Source organism: Streptomyces albus subsp. chlorinus (assembly GCF_013302895.1).
GTDB lineage: Bacteria > Actinomycetota > Actinomycetes > Streptomycetales > Streptomycetaceae > Streptomyces > Streptomyces chlorinus.
On the sequence record NZ_VJOK01000001.1, the window covers coordinates 2,155,147 to 2,175,285 of the forward strand.

General features: G+C 73.8%; 20 protein-coding genes and 1 pseudogene. 13 read left to right on the plus strand and 8 right to left on the minus strand.

Annotated elements, in window-relative coordinates:
• Window positions 1-353: AraC family ligand binding domain-containing protein (locus FM076_RS09690; RefSeq protein WP_243274857.1), on the minus strand; the 353-nt coding region annotated here is incomplete at its 3' end.
• Window positions 354-570: 217 nt separating this feature from the next.
• Between FM076_RS09690 and FM076_RS09695 the strand changes: the two genes are divergently transcribed.
• Entirely contained in the window at window positions 571-981 is a 411-nt protein-coding gene (locus tag FM076_RS09695) for a DUF2000 domain-containing protein (RefSeq protein WP_173869501.1), read from the plus strand.
• Here the strand turns inward: FM076_RS09695 and FM076_RS09700 are convergent.
• Window positions 902-3,202 carry a bifunctional glycosyltransferase 87/phosphatase PAP2 family protein gene (locus FM076_RS09700; protein WP_428814773.1) on the minus strand — a complete coding sequence of 767 codons (2,301 nt, stop codon included), beginning with the start codon at window positions 3,200-3,202 and terminating at the stop codon, window positions 902-904. The two genes, FM076_RS09695 and FM076_RS09700, sit on opposite strands and share 80 nt — an antisense overlap.
• 206 nt (window positions 3,203-3,408) lie before the next feature.
• Between FM076_RS09700 and FM076_RS09710 the strand changes: the two genes are divergently transcribed.
• Window positions 3,409-3,777 carry an antibiotic biosynthesis monooxygenase family protein gene (locus FM076_RS09710; RefSeq protein WP_173869502.1) on the plus strand — a complete coding sequence of 123 codons (369 nt, stop codon included), beginning with the start codon at window positions 3,409-3,411 and terminating at the stop codon, window positions 3,775-3,777.
• A 218-nt stretch (window positions 3,778-3,995) separates the two neighbouring features.
• On the opposite strand, the gene FM076_RS09715 is transcribed toward FM076_RS09710, so the two are convergent.
• The 4 genes from FM076_RS09715 to FM076_RS09730 form a co-directional block, all read right to left on the minus strand.
• Window positions 3,996-4,655 (minus strand): HAD-IA family hydrolase, encoded by a 660-nt coding sequence (locus tag FM076_RS09715; protein ID WP_173869503.1) that lies wholly within the window; start codon window positions 4,653-4,655, stop codon window positions 3,996-3,998.
• A 193-nt stretch (window positions 4,656-4,848) separates the two neighbouring features.
• Window positions 4,849-5,976, minus strand: a complete 1,128-nt coding sequence (locus FM076_RS09720; RefSeq protein WP_173869504.1) for a peptidoglycan-binding domain-containing protein — start codon at window positions 5,974-5,976, stop codon at window positions 4,849-4,851.
• A gap of 186 nt (window positions 5,977-6,162) precedes the next feature.
• Complete coding sequence (locus FM076_RS09725; protein ID WP_173869505.1) at window positions 6,163-8,169, minus strand: MDR family MFS transporter; 2,007 nt, start codon at window positions 8,167-8,169, stop codon at window positions 6,163-6,165.
• A 108-nt stretch (window positions 8,170-8,277) separates the two neighbouring features.
• Window positions 8,278-8,859 (minus strand): TMEM165/GDT1 family protein, encoded by a 582-nt coding sequence (locus FM076_RS09730; RefSeq protein ID WP_173869506.1) that lies wholly within the window; start codon window positions 8,857-8,859, stop codon window positions 8,278-8,280.
• A 516-nt stretch (window positions 8,860-9,375) separates the two neighbouring features.
• On the opposite strand from FM076_RS09730, the pseudogene FM076_RS09735 reads away from it, so the two are divergent.
• A pseudogene (locus FM076_RS09735) lies at window positions 9,376-10,054 on the plus strand (HNH endonuclease family protein).
• A 113-nt stretch (window positions 10,055-10,167) separates the two neighbouring features.
• Window positions 10,168-11,886 carry an alkaline phosphatase D family protein gene (locus FM076_RS09740; protein ID WP_173869507.1) on the plus strand — a complete coding sequence of 573 codons (1,719 nt, stop codon included), beginning with the start codon at window positions 10,168-10,170 and terminating at the stop codon, window positions 11,884-11,886.
• 272 nt (window positions 11,887-12,158) lie between these two features.
• Here FM076_RS09740 and FM076_RS33585 read toward each other — a convergent pair whose 3' ends face one another.
• Window positions 12,159-13,136, minus strand: a complete 978-nt coding sequence (locus tag FM076_RS33585; protein WP_243274399.1) for a superoxide dismutase family protein — start codon at window positions 13,134-13,136, stop codon at window positions 12,159-12,161.
• A gap of 206 nt (window positions 13,137-13,342) precedes the next feature.
• On the opposite strand from FM076_RS33585, the gene FM076_RS09750 reads away from it, so the two are divergent.
• Entirely contained in the window at window positions 13,343-14,383 is a 1,041-nt protein-coding gene (locus FM076_RS09750) for a DedA family protein (protein WP_428814775.1), read from the plus strand.
• Here FM076_RS09750 and FM076_RS09755 read toward each other — a convergent pair.
• A complete protein-coding gene (locus tag FM076_RS09755) occupies window positions 14,346-15,434 on the minus strand; it encodes a chitinase (RefSeq protein WP_173869509.1) in 1,089 nt (362 codons plus the stop codon). The two genes, FM076_RS09750 and FM076_RS09755, sit on opposite strands and share 38 nt — an antisense overlap.
• 238 nt (window positions 15,435-15,672) lie before the next feature.
• On the opposite strand from FM076_RS09755, the gene FM076_RS34930 reads away from it, so the two are divergent.
• The 8 genes from FM076_RS34930 to FM076_RS09795 all read left to right on the plus strand — a co-directional run.
• Window positions 15,673-16,254, plus strand: a complete 582-nt coding sequence (locus FM076_RS34930) for a GH25 family lysozyme (RefSeq protein WP_428815144.1) — start codon at window positions 15,673-15,675, stop codon at window positions 16,252-16,254.
• Window positions 16,255-16,257: 3 nt separating this feature from the next.
• Window positions 16,258-16,506 (plus strand): holin, encoded by a 249-nt coding sequence (locus tag FM076_RS09765; protein ID WP_173869510.1) that lies wholly within the window; start codon window positions 16,258-16,260, stop codon window positions 16,504-16,506.
• 9 nt (window positions 16,507-16,515) lie between these two features.
• Window positions 16,516-16,764 carry a hypothetical protein gene (locus FM076_RS09770; protein WP_173869511.1) on the plus strand — a complete coding sequence of 83 codons (249 nt, stop codon included), beginning with the start codon at window positions 16,516-16,518 and terminating at the stop codon, window positions 16,762-16,764.
• Complete coding sequence (locus FM076_RS09775) at window positions 16,761-17,414, plus strand: collagen-like protein (protein ID WP_243274400.1); 654 nt, start codon at window positions 16,761-16,763, stop codon at window positions 17,412-17,414. The genes FM076_RS09770 and FM076_RS09775 overlap by 4 nt, the downstream gene beginning before the upstream one ends.
• Before the next feature lie 424 nt (window positions 17,415-17,838).
• On the plus strand, window positions 17,839-19,071 hold the full coding sequence (locus FM076_RS09780; RefSeq protein WP_243274401.1) for a helix-turn-helix domain-containing protein: 1,233 nt from the start codon (window positions 17,839-17,841) through the stop codon (window positions 19,069-19,071).
• A 128-nt stretch (window positions 19,072-19,199) separates the two neighbouring features.
• The gene (locus tag FM076_RS09785) at window positions 19,200-19,418 is read left to right on the plus strand and encodes a hypothetical protein (protein ID WP_173869512.1); all 219 of its coding nucleotides are present in this window, start codon (window positions 19,200-19,202) and stop codon (window positions 19,416-19,418) included.
• A 103-nt stretch (window positions 19,419-19,521) separates the two neighbouring features.
• Entirely contained in the window at window positions 19,522-19,947 is a 426-nt protein-coding gene (locus FM076_RS09790; RefSeq protein WP_173869513.1) for a hypothetical protein, read from the plus strand.
• Window positions 19,944-20,139: hypothetical protein (locus FM076_RS09795; protein WP_173869514.1), on the plus strand; the 196-nt coding region annotated here is incomplete at its 3' end. The genes FM076_RS09790 and FM076_RS09795, both read left to right, overlap by 4 nt.

Consider the following 20,139-nt stretch of genomic DNA (forward strand, 5'->3'; position numbering starts at 1 on the left):
GCCGGCCCGCCCGCCAGGGCCGCGTGCAGCCGCAGCAGCGCGCGCCGCAGCACCGGGTCCTCGCGCACCGGCTGCGGGAACAGCGGCATGGGCGCCGCACGCCCGGCCGCGTCGGTGAGCTGGGACCGCACGAGATCCGGCCCCAGGTGGACGATGCGGTAGGTGAAGCCCGCCGGGACGGCCGCCTCGCCGTCGTGCGGATCGTCCGGGTTGAAGGCCATCACCATGCCCGCGCCGCTGGTGTGGTCACCGCCCCGGCAGCGGAAGCGCTGGGCGCCGGTCTCGGTGACGGCGAACGAGTAGGCGTCGTGGCTGTGCCGGTGGAAGACGTGCCCGGTGAAGTGGGCGCGCATCGCCTCCATGGGCCGGTCGGGCGCACGCCAGTAGCGCACCCAGTCGCCCACCGGCGCACCGTCCCGGCCGCCGCCCGCTCCGCTGCTCCCGCCCCTTTGGCCCGTACGACTCATACGCCCCAGTCTGCCGGTGCCGCGCACCTTGCGGCACCGCGGCGGGGCCTGCCGCGCACCAGCGTTCAAGACGGCGGGCGGGACGGGCGGGCAGGCTGCGGCCATGCGTTTCGACACGAAGATCGCCGTGATCGTCCGCCGCGACCTCGCGGACTGGCAGAAGCTGAACGTGACCGCGTTCCTGGCGAGCGGTATCGCCCACGCCACCGAGGACATCACCGGCGAGCCCTACCTGGACGGCTCGGACAACCGCTACCTGCCCCTGTTCCGCGAGCCGGTGCTGTGCTTCACCGCCGACGCGGACGGCCTCGCGACGGTGCACCGCCGTGCCCTCTCCCGCGGCCTGGCCACCGCCGTCTACACCGACGAGATGTTCGCCACGGACAACGACGCGGACAACCGCGCCGCCGTCCGCGCCGTCGAGGCGGACAAGCTCACTCTCGCCGGGCTGGCACTCCACGGTCCCCGGAACCCGGTGGACCGGGCGGTGAAGGGGCTGAAGCTGCGCGGCTGACCTCATCGGGGACGGCGGCCTCCTGGGGCCGGGCCCCGGACGCCCGGCGGGCCTGGAGGCGGGCGAGGCCGCGCCGGGCCCAGAAGCCCGCGGTCACGACGGCGACCCCGCCGGCCGCGTCCAGCAGGTAGTGGTTGGCGGTGGCCATCACCACGAACGTCGTCAGCAGCGGGTAGAGCGCGCCCAGTGCCCTGAGCCATACGTTCCGCGTCAGCAGGAAGACGACCACCGCCGACCACAGCGACCAGCCCACGTGCAGCGAGGGCATCGCGGCGTACTGGTTGGACAGCGAGGTGAGCGCCCCGAAGTCCGGGTTGGACAGGTCCTGCGGGCCGTGTGCCGTATCGACGAAGCCGAGGCCCGGCATCAGGCGGGGCGGCGCCAGCGGGTAGAGCCAGAAGCCGACCAGCCCCAGCAGGGTGGCGCAGCCCAGCGCCGTGCGGGCCGAGCGGTACAGGGCCGTCCGACGCGCGTACATCCAGGCCAGCAGCGCGATGGGCACCAGGAAGTGGAAGGTCGTGTAGTAGAAGTCGCAGGCGTCCCGCAGCCACTGGGTGCGCACCGCGAGCTGGTTGAGGCCGTGTTCGATGTCGAGGTGGAGGAACGACTCGACGGCCATGATCTGGTCGCCGTGCCCCTCGGCGAGGGACCGCGAGTCGGGGGCGTGGCCCCGGACGTAGGAGTAGGCCCAGTACCCCACCCGGATCAGCAGGAGTTCCAGCATCAGGTTGGGACGGCTGAGGAGGCCCATGGGTTCGGGGGCGCTCCAGGCGGGGGCGTCGCGCCGCAGGAACGGCACGGCACAGGCCGCCAGCAGCGCGGCCAGCAGCACCGCGTTCTCGGCGAACGCGCCGAACACCGCGATCTTGGGCACCAGCGCGCTGCCGTCGAGCGTCATCACCATCACCACGAACACCGGCCACACCAGCCGGTCCCCGGTGCGCCGGCCCACCCGTCCGGCCACGGCCAGGAGGACCCACAGCTGCTGGTGCTGCCAGGCGACCGGCGAGGCCGCCACCGCGGCGCAGCCGACGATCGCGGCGGCCAGCAGCGGCTGGCCGTCCCGCGCGTAGCGGACCGCGCGGCGCAGTGCCAGCCGGCCGACGACGGCCACCAGCACCAGCAGCACGGCCACTTCGGCGGGGCCGCGCAGTCCGGCGCGCAGCAGGGCGCCGTGCAGGGACTGGTTGGCGGTCGCGTCCGCCGGGCCGCCCAGACCGACGCCCGCGACGTGGTGCACCCAGTACGCCCACGAGTCGTCCGGCATGACGGACCAGGCGGCGAGGGTGCACAGCAGGAACGTACCGGTGCTCCAGACAGCCGTCCGGCGGCGTCCGGTGAGCCACAGCAGCGGCCAGAACAGCACGGTGGCCGGCTGGAGCGCGCAGGCCGCGCCGATGAGGGCGCCGCTCCCCCGCACGCCGAACACCGCGGCGGCACGCCCCCGCAAGAGCCCGGCCGCCCCCATGGCACCGGCCGTGTGCGCCGTCCCTGCCGCCGGTCCGGTTTCGGTGGCCTCCCCCGTCCCGGTGGCCTTCCCGGTCACGGGCGCCGGCCCGCTGCCGGTGCCGGTTCCGGCCTCGGCCGCCCTGCCTCCGCCGGGGGCGGCCCCGGCGGCGGTCCCGGCCGGTGCCGGGCGCTCGCCGCCCAGCAGCCAGCCGGCCAGGACGAGCAGCACCGGCAGCACACTGGTCTGGCCGAGGTGGAAGGTGTTGCGTACGGGCACGGACAGCACCAGCAGGCTCAGCGCGGCCGGAACGGCGCACAGTGCCGTACGCCGGGAGACGGGCCCCGGCAGCGCCCGCGCGGCCAGCACGCCCACGGCGGCGACCAGCAGCAGCGTCCCCACCGTCCAGACCACGCCCAGCCCCGCTTCGGCGGCGCGGGTGAGCGGTTTGAGGACGAGCCCCGCGAACGGCGTCCCGGTGAACGGCTCTTCCCCGTCGTAGAGGGAGCCGTGCAGGCGCAGCACACCGTCCCGGCCGAGCCAGGCGCTCAGATCGACCAGCCGCTCGTCCTGCGGGAGCCGCAGCACCGCGGCGGCCTGCCGCGCGGCCAGCGCGAGCGCGAGGGCCCACAGCCCGGCCGAGGCCATGCCCCAGCGCGCTCCCGCCCTGGTCCACCGCCGGCCCGGCCGCCGCAGGGGACCGCCCCCGTCGGGGACCCATGTCCCGCCCCGGCCCTGCTCCTTGGGCCCGTCCGCCACCGATTCCGCCGCCACGCCCCGCCGTCTCCGTCCTGTCCGCCGGTCCTTCGTTCCGCCGGTCCCCCGTGCCTGTCCGGGACCGCCTCGTGCACGGCGGCCCTTCACGTCAGACGCGAGAAACCTACTCGCTACCTGAGTGTCATGTCCGGTCGGTGGGCCGGAGCGGGAGGGGGCCGGTCACCCGGCGCGGGCCGCTTCCCGGTGTGAGGCAGGATGGCCTCATGAGCATCGTCAAGATCAACGCGCTGACCGTACCGGCCGACCAGCGCGAGGTGCTGGAGCAGCGCTTCGCCGCCCGCAAGGGCTTCGTCGAGAGCGCCGACGGCTTCGAGTGGTTCGAGCTGCTCCGCCCGCTGGAGGGCAGCGACCGCTATCTCGTCTACACCCGCTGGCGTGACGAGGAGTCCTTCCAGGCGTGGATGAACGGGCCGATGAAGGAGGCGCACCAGCGCGCGAAGGGCGACGACGAGGGCATGGAAGGGGACACGGCGGGGGAGGCCGCGCGGTCCGCCGAGCGCCCCGGGCCCGCCGCGACCGGCTCCGAGACGTGGTCGTTCGAGGTGGTCCAGCAGGCGCCGCCGAAGAAGTGAGCGGCCGGCCCGCCGCGTCGGCGTCCGCCCTCTGCCATAGGCCCGCTGCCGGTCCGCCGTCCGCTGTCCTCCGCCCGCTGCCCGCCGTCCGCCCGTGACGATCTGTCGCCCGTCCGCCCGCACCGGAACGTGCGGCGCGGCGGGTACGGCGGTTGACGCCGGGGCCGGGACGGCGGTTCCGGCCAGGACGGGGAGCAAGTGCGGACGCCCTCGGGGGCTCAGTCCGCGAAGGTGAGGCGGATCCGGCCGTCGGGGAGGGATGCGAGAGCGACCCGTTCCAGGTCGGGGACGTGCACGGTCGGACCGTACTCGGCGGCGCGTGGGCCGACGCCGGCGACCGGCATCCCCGCCGCCAGGCCGGCGGCGATGCCGGCGCCCGAGTCCTCGAAGACGAGGCACTCCGCCGCCGGGAACCCCAGTTCGGCCGCGCCCTTGAGGAAGCCCTCCGGGTCGGGCTTGCCGGCGCTGACGTCGTCGGCGGTGATCCGCACCGGCGGCATCCGCAGACCCGCCGCCGCCATCCGCGCCTCGGCCAGCCGCGGGGGCGCGGAGGTCACCAGCGCGTGCGGGAGTCCCGCCAGCGCCGCCAGGAAGGCGGGGGCGCCGGGGACGGGGACGATGCCCTCGGTGTCCGCGGTCTCCTCGGCGAGGAGGGCGCTGTTCTCGGCGATGTTCTGCTCCATGGGGCGGTCGGGAAGCAGGGCGGCCATCGTCATCTGGCCCTGGCGGCCGTGCGCGACGCGCAGAACCCCGTCGGGGTCGAGCCCCTTCGCGACGGCCCAGCCCCGCCAGACCCGCGCCACCACGGCGTCGGAGTCGACGAGGGTGCCGTCCATGTCGAGCAGCAGCCCGCGAACGGTGATCGGGGGTATCGGCATGCGGGCTCCCTAGGCGCGGGCCATCAGGCGTCGTCGGCGGTGGAACAGATGGCCCGCCCGCCGGTCAGGGACGCCCTTCCCGTCCGGCACGGCCCTCCGGGCACGGGGCCAGGGGGACGGGCCGGGTGAAGGGCACGGGCGGAACCATTTGTTTCTCCATCATACAAACCGGGGGACCGCAGCGGCCAGTGCCTCACCCGGACGTGCGGGCCTCCAGATGGCGCCGGGTGGCGGGACCGTACTCGCCGGGGGTGTCGTCCCACAGGTGGTAGCGCGCCTGGTAGCGGAAGACGCTCTCCCGCACGCGGGAGGAGTAGACGCCGTCCTCCTCCGCGTCCCGGTCGTAGAACCCGGCCTGCTTGAGCCGGCGCTGCAACTCGGCGACCTCGGGTCCGGTGTCTCCCGGGCGCAGCGTGCGTCCCGGGGAACGGTCCGGCTCCACCGGGTGCGGCCGGCCGTGCCGCCTCTCCCCCTCGCCGGAGCCGGAGCCGTCCGGCCGCTCCGCGGAGTCCCCCGTGCCCCGGGAGGGGGACGGGCTCGCGGTGTGCTCGCCGCCACCCCGGTCGGCCCGGGGCTCTCCCGTCACACCGGTACGCGACGGGAGGGGCGCCGGCCGCTCCGTCCGCTCCGGGGCCCCCTGGCGGGAGGGCGAGGCGGTGGGCAGGGCGTGGGTCGGGGCGCCGGTGGGCAGTTGGCGCAGGGCACGCCCGTCCGGGGTGCCGCTGCCGTGGTCGGTGAGGATCTGGGTCGTCAGCAGACCGGCGCCGAGCACGGCCGCCACCCCGACCCCCGCGAACACCGCCGTGCTGGGCCTGCGGCGCTCCTCCTCGCGCCGGTGGGCGGCCGGTGCCGCGGGCGCGGCGGCTCTCCGGCGCCGGGCCCGGGGCCGTGCGCCGCCGCCCCTGGAGACGACGGCGGGCAACTCGGCCGTCTCGTCCGTCCCCTGGGCCGCGAACGGTGACAGATCCGGCAGCGGCACATGCGCGTCCCCGTGCCCGTCCGCCCCGGCCCCCGCGGCGGACTCCTCGGACGCGGGGGCGGGCGACGACGCCTCGTGCAGGCGTACGTAAGGGCGTATGTGGAGCGGGTCCTCGGGATCCTCCGTCCGCGCCCCGCCCCCGGCCCCCTGTGGCTCACCTGTCCCGTCCGGCCGCTCACCGGTCCCGTGCGGCCGGCCGCTGGGTCTGTCCGGTGTGCCGTCCTGCCCGCCCGGTGCGCTGTCCGGCGCGGCCCGGGTGCCCTCCGGCGCGGCCGTCCCGGTGCCGTGCGCGCACCCCTCGGCGCCGTTTCCGCACGCGGGACAGCGTTCGTCCCCCCTCATCCCGATCCCTCCCCTGGTACCGCCACCGTCCGGCTCGCGGCTGTGGTGCCCGAATCGCCAGCAACTGTCCAGTGGTGGACCATACGCGGTCGAGGTCGGGCAGGGTCAAGCGCGGACGGAGGCACGGAGGGCGCAGCGGTCGGACAGGTCCGGCGCGGGGACGGCACCGGGGGGGCGGGCGGGCGGTCAGGTCATCCGCGGCGGCCTGGAGCGGCCGGTCTCCGCGTTGAGTTCCCGCACCAGCTCCGTCAGATCGGTGGGCCGGTCCGGGGTCCACCAGTCGCCCAGCAGTTCGGCCAGCAGCTCCTGGCGGGCGTCCGACAGCCGGCGTGCCGCCTCCTGGCCGCGCTCCGTCGCCACCAGCTCCAGCCCCTGCCGGGCCGCCAGCCGCCGCTCCTCCAGCTGCCGCGCGCCGTCCGCGATGACGCGGCGCGGGATCACCCCCTCGTAGGCGTCCTCCAGCAGCGCGGGCTCGACGGGGCCGTCGTGGTGGACGCGCAGCAGCAGCCAGGTGGCGGCGGGGCGCAGGTCCAGCCCGGCCGTCCGGGCGATCCGCGCGTACAGGTCGCGGCGGCCCTCGATGGTGCCGAGCCGGGAGAGGGCGCGGGTGACCTCGTCGGCGGAGCTGCGCTCGACGGGGCAGGCGCCCAGCGTCTCGCTCTCGTCCGGCACCTGCACACTGCGGCGCAGCTTCTGTTCGCGCAGCAGCCAGGTCAGCAGGAACGCCACCGCGGCCAGCGGGGAGGCGTAGAGGAAGACGTCCGTGATGGACTCGGAGTAGGCGCCCAGTACGCCGCGGCGGGCGCCGGCGGGGAGCCGGCCGACGGACTGGGGGTCGTGCTTGAGGGAGTCCGCCGTCACTCCCCGCGGCAGCGGCCTGCCGCGCAGCGCGTCGGTGAGCTTGCCGCCGAGCCGGGAGGAGAAGACCGCGCCGAAGACGGCCACGCCGACCGAGGCGCCCACCGAGCGGAAGAAGGTGACCCCGGAGGTGGCGACGCCCAGATCGGCGTAGCGCACCGCGTTCTGGGCGACCAGCACCAGCACCTGGAGCACCAGGCCCAGGCCGAGCCCGAAGACGGCGAAGTAGGTGCCCATCTCCCACTCGGAGCTGCCCGGGGTCATGCGGTGCAGCAGGACGAGCCCGACCGTGGTGACGGCGGTGCCCGCCACGGGGAAGACCTTCCAGTGCCCGGTGTGGGTGATCAGCTGCCCGGACACCGTGGAGGACAGGAGCACGCCCAGCACCATCGGGAGCATATGGACACCCGAGAGCGTCGGGGTGATGCCGTGCACGACCTGGAGGAAGGTCGGCAGGTAGGTCATGCAGCCGAACATCGCGAAGCCGACGACGAAGCTGATGGCCGCGCACAGGGTGAAGTTGCGCACGGCGAAGACGCTCGGCGGCAGCACCGGTTCGGCGGCCCTCCGCTCGACCGCGACGAAGCACGCCAGCAGTACGGCGGCCAGCACGGACAGGCCGTAGACCTGGGCGGAGTTCCACGGCCAGGCGGTTCCGCCCAGCGAGGTGACCAGCACCACACAGGTGGCGACGGCCGCGATCAGGAAGGTGCCCAGGTAGTCGATGGTGTGCGGATGCCTGCTGACCGGGAGGTGCAGGGCGGCGGCGATCACCACGAGGGCGACGGCGCCGATGGGCAGGTTGATGTAGAAGACCCAGCGCCAGTCCAGGTGTTCGGTGAAGAAGCCGCCCAGCAGCGGCCCCAGCACGCTGGTCGTACCGAAAACGGCGCCGAACAAGCCCTGGTAGCGGCCGCGCTCGCGGGGTGGCACCAGGTCCCCGACGATGGCCATCGACAGGGTGATCAGTCCGCCGCCGCCCAGGCCCTGCACGGCGCGGTACCCGATGAGCTGCGGCATGTTCTGGGCGATGCCGCACAGCGCGGACCCCACCAGGAAGATGACGATCGCCACCTGGAAGAGGCGCTTGCGCCCGTACTGGTCGCCGAGCTTGCCCCACAGCGGGGTGGCGGCGGTGACGGCCAGCAGATAGGCGGTGACCACCCAGGAGAGGTGCTCCATGCCCCCCAGGTCGCTGACGATCGTGGGCAGCGCCGTGGCGACGATCGTCTGGTCGAGCGCCGCGAGCAGCAGCCCGAGCAGGAGCGCCCCGATCGGCAGCATGACGCCGCGCGCGCCCGGGGATGCCGGTGCCGCCGCGTGTTCCCCGCTCATACGCCCACCATGCGCGCCGGGCACCGTCCCGGCGCGCCGGCGGCGGCCGTTCGGGGGGCGCCGGTGCCCGCGGGCACCGGCCGCCCGCGGGCACCGGCACCGGCCGGGCTACGCCACCGCCTCGTACAGGCTGAAGGCCGCCAGTCCCAGCATCAGCAGGGCCGCGACCCGGGTGACCAGCCGCAGCGGGACGTACTTCATCAGGGTGCGGCCGCCCAGGATGCCCAGCGCGGCCACCGCCCACAGGGCGAGGACGGCGCCCAGGCCCACCGAGAGCGGGTCGTCGTAGCGGGCGGCGAGGTTCGCCGTCATGATCTGCGTCAGGTCGCCGAACTCGGCCACCAGGATGAGCGTGAAGCCGCTGCCGGCGACCTTCCAGAAGGACTGGTCGGCCGGTTTGCGGACCTCCTCGTCCTCCTCCTCGTCCTTCTTGAGCAGCAGCACGGCCGCGCCGATCAGGAAGAGCACGCCCACCAGGCCCTGCACCAGCCGGTGCGGCAGCAGGGTGAGGACGCTGCCGGCCGCGACGGCGAGGACGACGTGGACGAGGAAGGCGGCGGCGACCCCCGCGAAGACGTAGGACGCGCGGTAGCGGGTGCCGAGCATCAGCCCGGCCAGGGCTGTCTTGTCCGGCAGCTCGGCGAGGAAGACGACGCCGAAGACGACGGCGGCGACGGTGAGGCTGAGCACGGGGTTCCTCCGTGGTCGGGGCTGCCGCACCGGCGCTGGGCACACTTCGGCACGGCAGCGTCATGGGCTGCCCGTGCGCGGGGCACGGACACGGACACTGCGGCCGAAGGTCTCGCTGGCGCGGCACCGCCACGCGGCGGCGGATGCCTCGCTCCGGGCGCCGGGCCCGCGCGCGGCGGGCCAGTGTGTCGACGGTCCGGCGAAGAGCTACTCCCCTTCAGACGCGTACGACTCTACGCGATGCCGCCCCCGGGACGCGAAGGCCGCCCGCCGCGGGGGAACGGGCCGCCCGCCGCGGCGGGCCGTTCCCGGTGGGGCGGGAGGGGAGGGTGGTGCGGCGCGGGTGGCCAACTCCCTTACGAGGTCCGTCGCGTGGGTGTATCGCGTGTGGCCCGGCAGGCTTTCCCGGGCAGGCTCTTGAAGTGACGTGCACACGACCGTCAGGCTGTGTGGCGCACCACAGGCACCACCCTTCGGCACGACTGCTCACCATCCCCCCACATCCCGGGAGTTCGCATGCCGCAAGAGCACCCCCGCACCCCTGGCCGCTACGCGCGTCGACACCGGCCGGGACCGCTCGCCGCCCTCGCCGCGGGCGCCTCCGCCCTGCTGGTCACCCTCACCCTGGGCGCCTCCCCCGCCGCCGCCGCCCCCCGCCCCGCCCAGCGCCGAGGAGGCCGCCACCATGCTCACCGGCCTCACCGAGAAGGCCGAGGGCTCCATGGACGGCTACTCGCGGGAGAAATTCCCCCACTGGACCGACCAGGGCGGCGGCTGCAACACCCGCGAGGCCGTCCTCAAACGGGACGGCGAGGGCGTCGAGACGGGCAGCGACTGCTACCCCACCAAGGGCTCGTGGACCAGCCCGTACGACGGCGCGACCTGGACCAAGCCCGCGGACGTCGACATCGACCACGTCGTCCCGCTCGCCGAGGCCTGGCGCTCCGGCGCCGCCTCCTGGAACCAGGACAGGCGCCAGGAACTGGCCAACAACCTCAAGATCGCCCAGCTGATCGCCGTCACGGACAACGTGAACCAGGAGAAGGGCGACAAGGACCCCGCCGCGTGGATGCCGTCCCGGGCGGGCTACCACTGCCAGTACGCACGCATGTGGATCTGGGTCAAGGACACCTACGGCATGACCGCCGACGCCCCCGAGAAGGCCGCTTTGAAGAAGGCTCTGGCCACCTGCTGACCGAGGCGGGAAACTGGCCGGAGCGCTCCCTCGTTCCGTACGGTGCGGGCCTGGGGTCCGCACCGTACGGCGCCAAGAGCTCGCCGTGAGCCGAGGGACGCGAGGGAGAAGGCATGACCGGCCTCCGACTGGGCCCGCTGCTGCGCTACGTCGACCAGGACACCGCCACCGTCTGGGTGGAGACCGAGGGCCCCTGCCGGGCCGAGGTCCACTGCGACGGCTCCACGGCGGGCGGCTCGGCCCGCACCTGGCAGGTCTTCGGCCACCACTACGCGCTGGTCACGGTGGTCGGCCTGGAGCCCGGCACCGAGACGCCCTACCGCGTCACGCTCGACGGCACCCAGGTGTGGCCCCCCGAGAACTCCGCCCACCCGCCCAGCACCATCCGCACCCTGCCCCCGCCCGAGGCGGCACCCGAGGAGACCGGGCCGTTCCGGATAGCCTTCGGCTCCTGCCGCTGGGCGGCCCGCCCCACCGGCGCCCGCCACGACCCGGTGGGACCCGACGCGCTGGACGCGCTGGCGCACCAGGTCATCGCGGGCGGCCGGCGCCCCGACGTGCTCCTCCTGCTCGGCGACCAGGTGTACGCCGACGAGACCTCCGAGGCGGTCCGCGCCGAGCTGGCCCGGCGCCGCGACCTGTCCGAGCCGCCCTGGGACCAGGTGGCCGACTTCGAGGAGTACACCCGGCTGTACTACGAGTCCTGGCTGGACCCCGAGGTGCGCTGGCTGCTGTCCACCGTCCCCAGCTGCATGATCTTCGACGACCACGACGTGATCGACGACTGGAACACCAGCGAGGCATGGCAGCGCGAGATGCGCGCCACCACCTGGTGGCACGAGCGGATCCTCGGCGGCCTGACCTCCTACTGGGTCTACCAGCACCTGGGCAACCTCTCCCCCGCCGAACTGGCCGAGAACCCCCTCTTCGCCGCCGTACGGCGCGCGGACGACGGAGCGGCCCTGCTGCGCGACTTCGCCGGACGCGCCGACGCGGAACCGGCCGCGGCCCGCTGGAGCTACCGCAGGGACTTCGGCCGCATCCGGCTGGTGATGATCGACACCCGCGCCGGACGCGTCCTGCCCGAGGGCGAGCGCCGCATCCTCGACGACGACGAGATGGACTGGCTGTACGAGCAGGTCCTGGACGGCGGGCCCGGCGCCGTCGACCACCTGCTGCTGGGCACCTCGCTGCCGTGGCTGCTGCCGCCCGCCGTGCACGGTCTGGAGACATGGAACACCGCACTGTGCTCTGGAGCGCGGGGCGCGCGCTGGGCCCGGTTCGGCGAGAAGCTGCGGCAGCGCGCCGACCTGGAGCACTGGGCCGCCTTCCCCCGCTCCTTCCACGCCCTCACGGAACTGATCCAGCGGGTGGCCACCGACCAGGAGGCGCCCGCCTCGGTCAGCGTCCTGTCCGGCGATGTTCACCACGCGTACGTGACCGAGCCCCGCTTCGACGACCTCAAGGTCTCCGGCGGCGGACAGCGGTCCCAGGTGGTGCAGCTGACCTGCTCACCGATCCACAACAGCATCCCCGCGGTGATGCGCACCGGCTTCCGCTTCGGCTGGAGCCGGATCGGCCGCCGCCTCGGACGCGCCCTGCCCCGGCACGCCCGTGCCGAGGCCCCGCCGTTCCGCTGGAGCCGCACCGGCGGCCCCTGGTTCGGCAACATGCTGATGACGCTGACGATGCACGGCCGCGAGGCCGGCTACACCCTCGACCGGGCCAGCCCCGCCACCTCGGCCCCCGACGGCACACCCCGCTCCGCCCTCGAACCCGTCTTCAGCGGACAGCTCAGCGGGGCGGAAGCGGCACCGGCCGGGCAGGGCTGAGGACGGCGGCTCCGGCGGACGCGGCGGGACGGGGACGGACGGGCCGGGCGCGGACGGGGCAGGGGCTCGAAAAGGGCGGGGCGGGGCGGCGGTGTCCGCATCCACCGCCGCCCCGCCCCGCCCTGTCCCACCCTTTCCCGTCCCTTCCCGCCCTGTCCCGTCCCCGCCACCGCGCCGCTCCGCGGCTCCCCGTCACCGGGCGGCGCCGGGGCCGTGCCGGTGACAGGGTGTCGGCGGCGGGGTGGCGGCGGTGACAGGGTGGCGGCGGGGTCTCAGCGGCCGTTCATGGGCACCGTGAAACAGGCCAGCCGGGCTCCGGCCTGCCCCGCGTGGCCGGGTTCGGTGCTGGTCCGCCTCTCGTGCAGCACCACCGACATGGCCTCGCCCTTGCGGAACGTCCAGTCGTGGTGCGAGGCGGCCCGGCCCCGGCCCTTCGCGTCCGTGGTGAAGTCGAGCCAGACCTCGTTGCGGGGGTTGGCGTAGCGCGGGTCGGTCGAGGGCTGCACCGGGTCCTTGACGTGCTGGTAGTGCGGGCCCGAGTCGTCGGGACGCGCCCCGCACGGCTCGGTGTGCACGTGCGCCCCGTAGGTGCGGTTCTTCGGCAGGCCGTGCACCTCCAGTTCGACGGTGGTGCTCTTCTCGGTGGCCTTGCGGGTGACGGCGATGCCCGCCCCGGCCGGCACCCTGGCGCGGTCGTAGGTGACCGCGCGGGGGCGGACGAAGGCGTTGGCCGGGGCGAACTGGTCGTAGCGCACCAGCACCGACTGCCGGCTCACCTCCGAGGAGTCGTCGGCGAGGTCCGACAGCCGGAAGACGCGGACCGGCCCGTCGCCGTCGGTCACCCGGATCTCGCGGGTGACGCGGCTGTGCCGGCCCCCCAGGCTGACCATCTCGCCCACGCGGTCGGCGGCCCTGAACAGCCGCTCGATCCGGTCCCGTCCCCCGGTCAGCTCCAGCTGACCGGCGCGCGCCGACAGACGCACGCCGGCCAGACGCAGCTCCCTGCCCTCCCTGAGGGTTTGCAGGAGCTTCGCCGTCGGCAGCCCCTGGAGTTCCTTGACCCCCTTGAGCTGGGAGAGTCCGAACTTGAGCTGGGACAGTCCGAACTCGACGGCGCGAGCGGGCCGGTCGATGTCGTCCGCACCCGGTACCTCGCTCGCCGTACTCGATCCGCTGCCCGTCAGCAACACGGCCAGCACGGTGACAGCCGTCACCCCGCCCGCTCCCGCCCTGCGCATTCGTGCACTCATCGTGCCCGCCTCCACTGATTTCGCGGTTGTCCTATGGTCCGATTCAGTGCATCTGTAACCAGAGCCGCCGCGCGGGTGTCACGACAGCGACCCAGCAGCCCTGAGTGGGGGACCCGGGCGTACGCTGTACGGCGGTAACGCGCCGGTCGATGAGAGCCGGAGCGCAGGAGAAACGGGGAACAGCAGTGCCGGACATCCTGGGGTCTGTGACCGGATCCCCATGGATCTACGCGGTCGTGGCCGCCTCCGTACTGCTCGACGTCTTCGTCCCCGTACTCCCCAGCGGCGTCCTCGTCATCACCGCCGCCACCGCGGCGGCCGGTACCACCGCGGCCGACGCCGCCGACCTGCCCGGCGCCGCCGCACGCCAGGCGGCCGAGACCGGCCGCCTGTTCGAGGTGCTCCTGCTGACGCTGTGCGCGGCCGGCGCCTCCTTCCTCGGCGACCTGGCCGCCTGGCGCCTCGCCTGGCGGGGCGGCGACCGCTTCGACCGCGCCCTCGCCCGCTCCCCCAAACTCGCCTCCGCGCAGGAACGGCTCGGCCGCGCGCTCGCCAAGGGCGGCGGCACCCTCGTCGTCCTGGCCCGCTTCGCGCCCGCCGGACGCTCCGTCGTCAGCCTGTCAGCGGGCGCCGCCCACCGCAGGGCCCGCGACTTCGTGCCCTGGTCGGCCCTGGCCGGTGTGGCCTGGGCCGTCTACAGCGTGGGACTCGGCTACCTGGGCGGCCAGTGGCTGGGCACCAGTTGGCTGGGCACCGCCGTCTCCCTGCTGGCGCTGTTCCTGGCCGGAGGGCTCGCCGCGTTCCTGATACGGCGCGAGCCTGAGACCCCCGCGCCCCCGCCGGGCATCGCACCGGGCGGCCCGGCGACGGCGGACGCGAGGGTGACGGCGGACGCGAGGGTGGACGTGGGGCGCCCGCGGGCCGAGACGGTACGGCGACGGGCGGACGGGGCGCACCCGCGGGCCGGGACGACGGCGACGGCGGCGGTGCCGTCCTCGGGCGCGGGTGCTCCCGAAGACCAGGCGGACGGGGCGGCGCCGACGGCCCCGGGAGCCGCCGGAGCGCTGCTTCCCTCTCCCGCACCATCCCCCGCACCATCCCCCGCGGCGTCCCCCGTGCTGCCACCGCCTGTGCTGCCCTCGATGCGCGTGGTCGGCGTTCCCGTTCCCGTTCCCGTTCCCGGCACGGCCGGTGTGGAGGACGCGGCGGTCAGGAGCGCCGCCCGGGCGACGTCAGCGCCCGCGTGAACTCCCAGGGCCGCTGGGACACCCCCGAACAGCGGTCCTCGGCCGGATAGGGCAGCGTGCCGCAGGGCCGGTCACGGTTGGCCGACCAGAAGGACAGCCGGGCCAGCCCGCTCGCACGGGCGTACCAGGCGACGGTCCGGAAGTCCTCCACGGTGATGACCTCCTGATGCCCCGTGATGCCGTTCATGGTGGAGACGCCGCTGTGCGCGCGTGCGGTGGCGGTGTCGTAGCCGTACGCCTCCCGGAGCCGCCGGACCAGGCCCGCCGCGGCGGTCACGGCGGCGCGGGCCATGTCCCGCCGGCGCGCCTGCCGCGCGGCGGCCTCGTCCACGGGTGGCGTACCGAAGGCGAACGGCATGATCGTCCAGACGTCGGGCTCCAGCCCCGCACGCGCCGCCGCGTCGATCAGCCGGGCGTCGGGGCCCGTGGGATGGCTGGGCAGCGTCACGGACAACCGCAGGTCCGGGTCGGCCGCCTCGACCAGCTTCAGCGCCTCGACGGTCCTGCGCCGCACGGCACCGTTCTCGTACGCGTCCAGTTCGATGTCCACGTCGATCGCGTTGAGCCCGTAGGCCCCGATCACCTTCCGGTACGCCCCGGCGAGCGCCGCGGCGTCGGGACAGTCCTCCTCCAGTTTGCGGCCGGCGCCACCGCCGAAGGAGACCACGGGCTCACCGCCCGCCACCCGCACGGCCCGCAGCGCCCGCTCGTCCACCCCGCCGGTCAGTGGCCGCTCCCCGTCCCAGCGCGGCTCGCAGCCGCCCGCGCTGAGCACGAAGGCGAAGGTGAAGCCGTCCACCCCGGTGGCCCGCAGCAGCGCCGCGGGATCGGGCGGGTCGCCCCAGCCGAGGGACAGATACGGCTCGACGACGGGACGCGCCCACACCCGGCCGGCTCCCCGCTCCCGCACCTCGGCCGCCCGGCCCTCCCCCGCCTCCCCCGGGAAGGCCGTGCCCGCCATGGCCAGCGCGAGCAGCGGCACCACCAGGACGCGTACGAGACGCCCCGCGCGCCGGCGCGGGGCCCGGTTCCACGAGCGGCTCCCCGTCATACACCCATCCCTCTCCCGAAACCCCACCCCCCTCACACCCGCCCCACCCGTTCCTCCTACCTGATGACCACAACCGGCCCATCCCGGACCGGCCGGCCAGTACGTCGTCAGGCCACAGACTGCATACGGAAGAGAAGATGCCGACAGCCGCCCGGCGGGCCGTGCACCCCGGGCCGGGGACTTCCTGGTACTCGACTGGGAAGACCCCCGGGTCACCTCGGCCGACAAGGACGCGTGGATCAAGTACGTGCAGGAGAAGGCCGCCGGCCACAAGGTGCTGCTGTACTGCAACGTCGATTACTGGAAGAACCGCGACCGCACCTCGTTCGCCGGCGACGGGCTGTGGATCGCCCAGTACAACGGCCGCCCTGGAGATCCCTCCATTCAGGCGCCGTGGCTCATCCACCAGTACACGAGCACCCCCATCGACACCAACCTGGCCCGGTTCGACAGCCGCGCGGCTATGCGCGCGTGGGCGACGGGCACCGCACAAGGAGAGGACGACGTGCAGCTCAAGGACAAGCTCAAGGTCGGCGACTGGCTGAAAAAGCGCTTCCCCAAGGAGACCGGCCTCCAGGACGGCGAGATCTACGTGGAGACGGCGCTCGCCTCCGGCTACGGCTGGTCGCGCGTCGCGGCCGACAACAGCACGCGCATCCTCGCCCAACTCGGCGCGCAGCAGACCACGATCGACATGCTCGTGGATGCCATCGGCACCGGGGGCGGCCTGACCGCCGCCGAGATCAAGGCTGCCGCCGAGGCCGGGGCGCAGGCCGCCCTCGACCGGCTCGGCTCCGCACTCACCACCGAGGAGGACTGACCCATGACGACCGCAGCCTTCTGGCGCGCCGCCGTTGAGCGCATGGTGCGCACCTTCGCCCAGGCCGTCCTCGCGCTCCTCGGCGGGGACGGGCTCGGCCTCCTCGACGTGGACTGGGGACAGGCCCTGAGCGTCGGCGGCCTGGCCGCCGTCGTCGCGCTCCTCACGGCCGTCGCCACCTCCGGTACGGGCGGGGAAGGCCCGGGGGCGACCGAGACCGTTGCCCGGCGCGACTCCGCCCCCATCGCGTAGGAGGGCCCCTTGGACGCCACCGCACTCGGCGCGCTGCTCGTCGGAGTCGGCGGGCTGGCCAGCGCCGTGGTGGCGGCCGTGGGCAAGCGGGGCGAGAACGTCATCACCGGCTACAGCTCGCTGACCAACGACCTGCAGGAGGAGCGGGACGCCCTGCGTCTCCAGCTCACCGAGCTGCACGCGCAACGCGCTGCCGACCAGGCCGAGATCACCCGCCTGCGTGGCATCATCACGACCCTGGGAGGTGATCCCACGTGACCCGCGCCCAGCACGTGCTCGCCCGGCGCTGGCGGCCCGTGCTGTTGGTCTGCGTCCTGGTGGCCCTCTCCGGGGCCGTGGTCGTCATCTGGGCCCGGATCGACCGCGAGGCCGGCCGCGCCGAGCAGCTGGCCGCCGAAGCCGACCGCCGAGGCGACGCCGTCACCACCCTCGCCGGCGACGTCCGCGTCCTCCGTGCCCAGATCAAAGCCAAGGGCGGCACCCCCAAGGTGCCCGATCCGAAGAAGGCGGTACGGGATCTGCCGGACCGGACGCGGGTCCCGTGCCGATCTCAGGCCCTCGAGGGGCGAGCGGTCCACCCGGGAAGCCTGGCCGGACCGGCAGCGAGGGACGCCCCGGAGAAGACGGCCGGCCCGGGGCACCGGGCGAGAGGGGGAAGGACGGCGCCCCGGGCGAGAAGGGACTCCCGGGCCAGCCGGGCAAGGACGGGGCGCCGGGCAAGGACGGCGCGCAGGGTCCGCCCGGCGAGCGCGGCCCGGCCGGGCCTGCCTGCCTGCCCCGACGGCTACAGCCTCCAGGCACCGGCCTGGGACCCGGACGCGCTGGTGTGCCGCCGCGACGGAGCGCCCCAGCCCGACCCCAGCGGACCGGCACCGCAGTCCGCAGCCCTCGAACGCAAACGCTGGTGACCCGAGACCGCAGCGCCCCGCCACCTTCGGGTGGCGGGGCGTATTCGCGTGTTTGAAGCGAGCTTTCCGCTCGCTCGGGTGAACCAGAGATGACGCCGGGCCGGGGCCGGTATGACGGGCGTTATCACTACCTCATGAAGACCATGTTCCGCGGCCTGTTGACTGACTCACGGCCGCGGCCCCACGTTCACCAGGCGCGGAGCCGCGGCTATCAGTGGCCGCCGTAGACGGGAGGCCCCGCAAGACATCTGAGAATGCGGGGCCCTTCCGCATGCTCGAACGGCATTCGGCCCTCACCCGCTGTTGCAGGTGAGGGCCAGTGAGTGCTCCCCGAAGGGGCTGCACTACCAGTATGACGGAGTCACCCAGTAACTGGCGGTCGTACTCTGGTCGATGAGTGCTCTCACCCACCTAGGGGACCCACATGATCAACCCGACAGTGATGACAACCGGGGAGCGGATCAAGTACTACCGCCTCAAAGCTGGCCGCACGCAAGCCGCTGTTGCTGGCCTCGTCGGCCGCTCCGAGGACTGGCTCAGCAAGGTAGAGCGTGGCGTCATTCAGATTGACAGCCTGTCCATGCTCACCGCTCTCGGTCGTGAACTTGGCGTCACGAACATCGCCGACTTGGTCGGCCCGCACGTCGATATGTCGCTGACAGCCGGAGCCGAGCATCCCTCGGTCCCTGCAATCCGCCGAGCCCTGAACACCCCCCCCTCTCTGCTCGGGTATGGACTTCCCGGGGACGCGCTGACCGCGCGGCAACTCACCGATCGCGTGAACGAAGCATGGGGGGTCTACGAGACTCACACCGAGCGCTACGGGCCTGTAGGCGAAATGCTGCCGGGCCTGCTAGGTGAGGCTTACGCCACCCTGCGCACCGTTTCTGGAGAAGACGAAGCGGACACGGTGCGCGCCTTGGTGAGCCTCCTTCACCTGCATCAGGTGTTCCTCCGGCGCGTGGGCGCCCGCAAGCTGTCGATGCGAGCGGCAGACCGGGCTATGCAGCTGGCGGACGACACCGGCGACCCGGTACTCATCGCGGCTGCTGCCTGGAACGTCTGCGGCATCCTGACCAGCTCAGGCGAGGTTGCGGACAGTCTCGACCTGGCCCGGTCCACCATCGCGCACGTCCGTCCCGGCGACGACGCGACCCCGGAACACCTGTCTGCCTACGGCGCGCTGCACCTGTCTGCCGTCATCGCCGCTGCGCGTGACAGCAAGGCCCCTACCGCCTGGGACCTCCTGAACGAGGCCCGCCGCGTTGCTGCCCGACTCGGCACGGACCGCAACGACTTCCACACCAGCTTTGGCCCGACCAATGTGCAAATGCACGGCGTGCACCTGGCGGCTGAGGAGGGTGACGCTCACGAGGCCCTGCGACTCGCAGACGACGTCGAAGTGCCAGAGCCCGGCGGAATTCTGCCGCTGGAACGCACCACCCGGTATCAGGTCGAGGTCATGCACGCACACCGACTGACCGGGGACGACTACGGGACGCTGCACATGTTGCGGCAGATCAAGGAAGCGTCCCCCGAAGAGATGGGCTACCACCCACTGGTGCGCGACGCTGTGCAGGGGCTCCTCAAGCGTCCGCGTCCGCAGATGCGGAAGGATGTCCACGCGCTCGCCGAACACATCGGCGTGCTCGCATAGTTCGGGATACACCCCAACCCGGAACCCAAGGCGACCCGGAAGGTTCTTCCGGGTCGCCTTCTGCTTTTCCTCTTACGGTCCGTGACGTGACGATGACACAGCATCGACGGACCGGGAGGGCGTCCCGCGTGACTGCCAACCCATCGCAGGGCCTGCGCGCCACACGTCGCGCCCCGGTACGTCTGACCGCAGCAGGCAGGATCGCGCTGCCTCTCTCCATCGCCTCCGACGGCATACCGATCGGCCAGACCGACCTCGTCCTGACCCACGACGAAGCGTCCGCTCTGCGCGCCGAACTGGACCGCCTCCTCGAATTCCCTCCCGCCCACGATCGGGACACCCCATGACTCACGCATCAGCCCCTCCGAGCCGTTCTCCCAGAAACCGCCTACGTCGCGCACAGCTCGCTGACGGCGCCGCCCACGGTCTGGGGGGTCCCCGCTCCAGTGGGTGGCCGATACCGGCGCCAGCGTCGCGCACGTCCTCATCGCTTGGGACCGCGGCGACGTGGCCGAACTGCCCGCCGGCCGCGCCTGGGACGTCGTCGCCGTCCCGTCCCGTGTCGGCTGGACGTCGGTGCTGCGCTACCTCAGCCGCATGGGAGCACCCGTTGGGCCCGTCCTCAGCACCGTGCGCGGCGTGCGCTGGCTCGTCGCTCCCGGCACCGCTGACGGCTGGGACCTTCCGATCGGGAGCTTGCTGCCTGCCGGGTCCACGGTCACGGTTCCGCACCCGGTGGTCACCGCTCCGCACACCGTCCAGGGCCACTCCTGGATCGTGCCGCCCCGCGCACCCCTGATGGACGGGGCCGACCTGTACGGGGCGTGCGCCGCCTACTCCGCCAGCTGCGCCATGCACCTGGGCAGGGCCTCATGAGTGCCGGATGGTGCCAGTGGCACCAGGGCCACGCAGGCGATGTCGAGATCATCGACGTCATCGAACGCGGCTCGGGCCCTCCCGCCGCAGCATCCGCCTGCCTGGACTGCGCCCGGAAGATCCGCGGCATCCCCTACGGCGAGACCGCCCGCGCGGCCGTCCAGGCGCTGGAGAAGCGTGAGGCCGCATCCC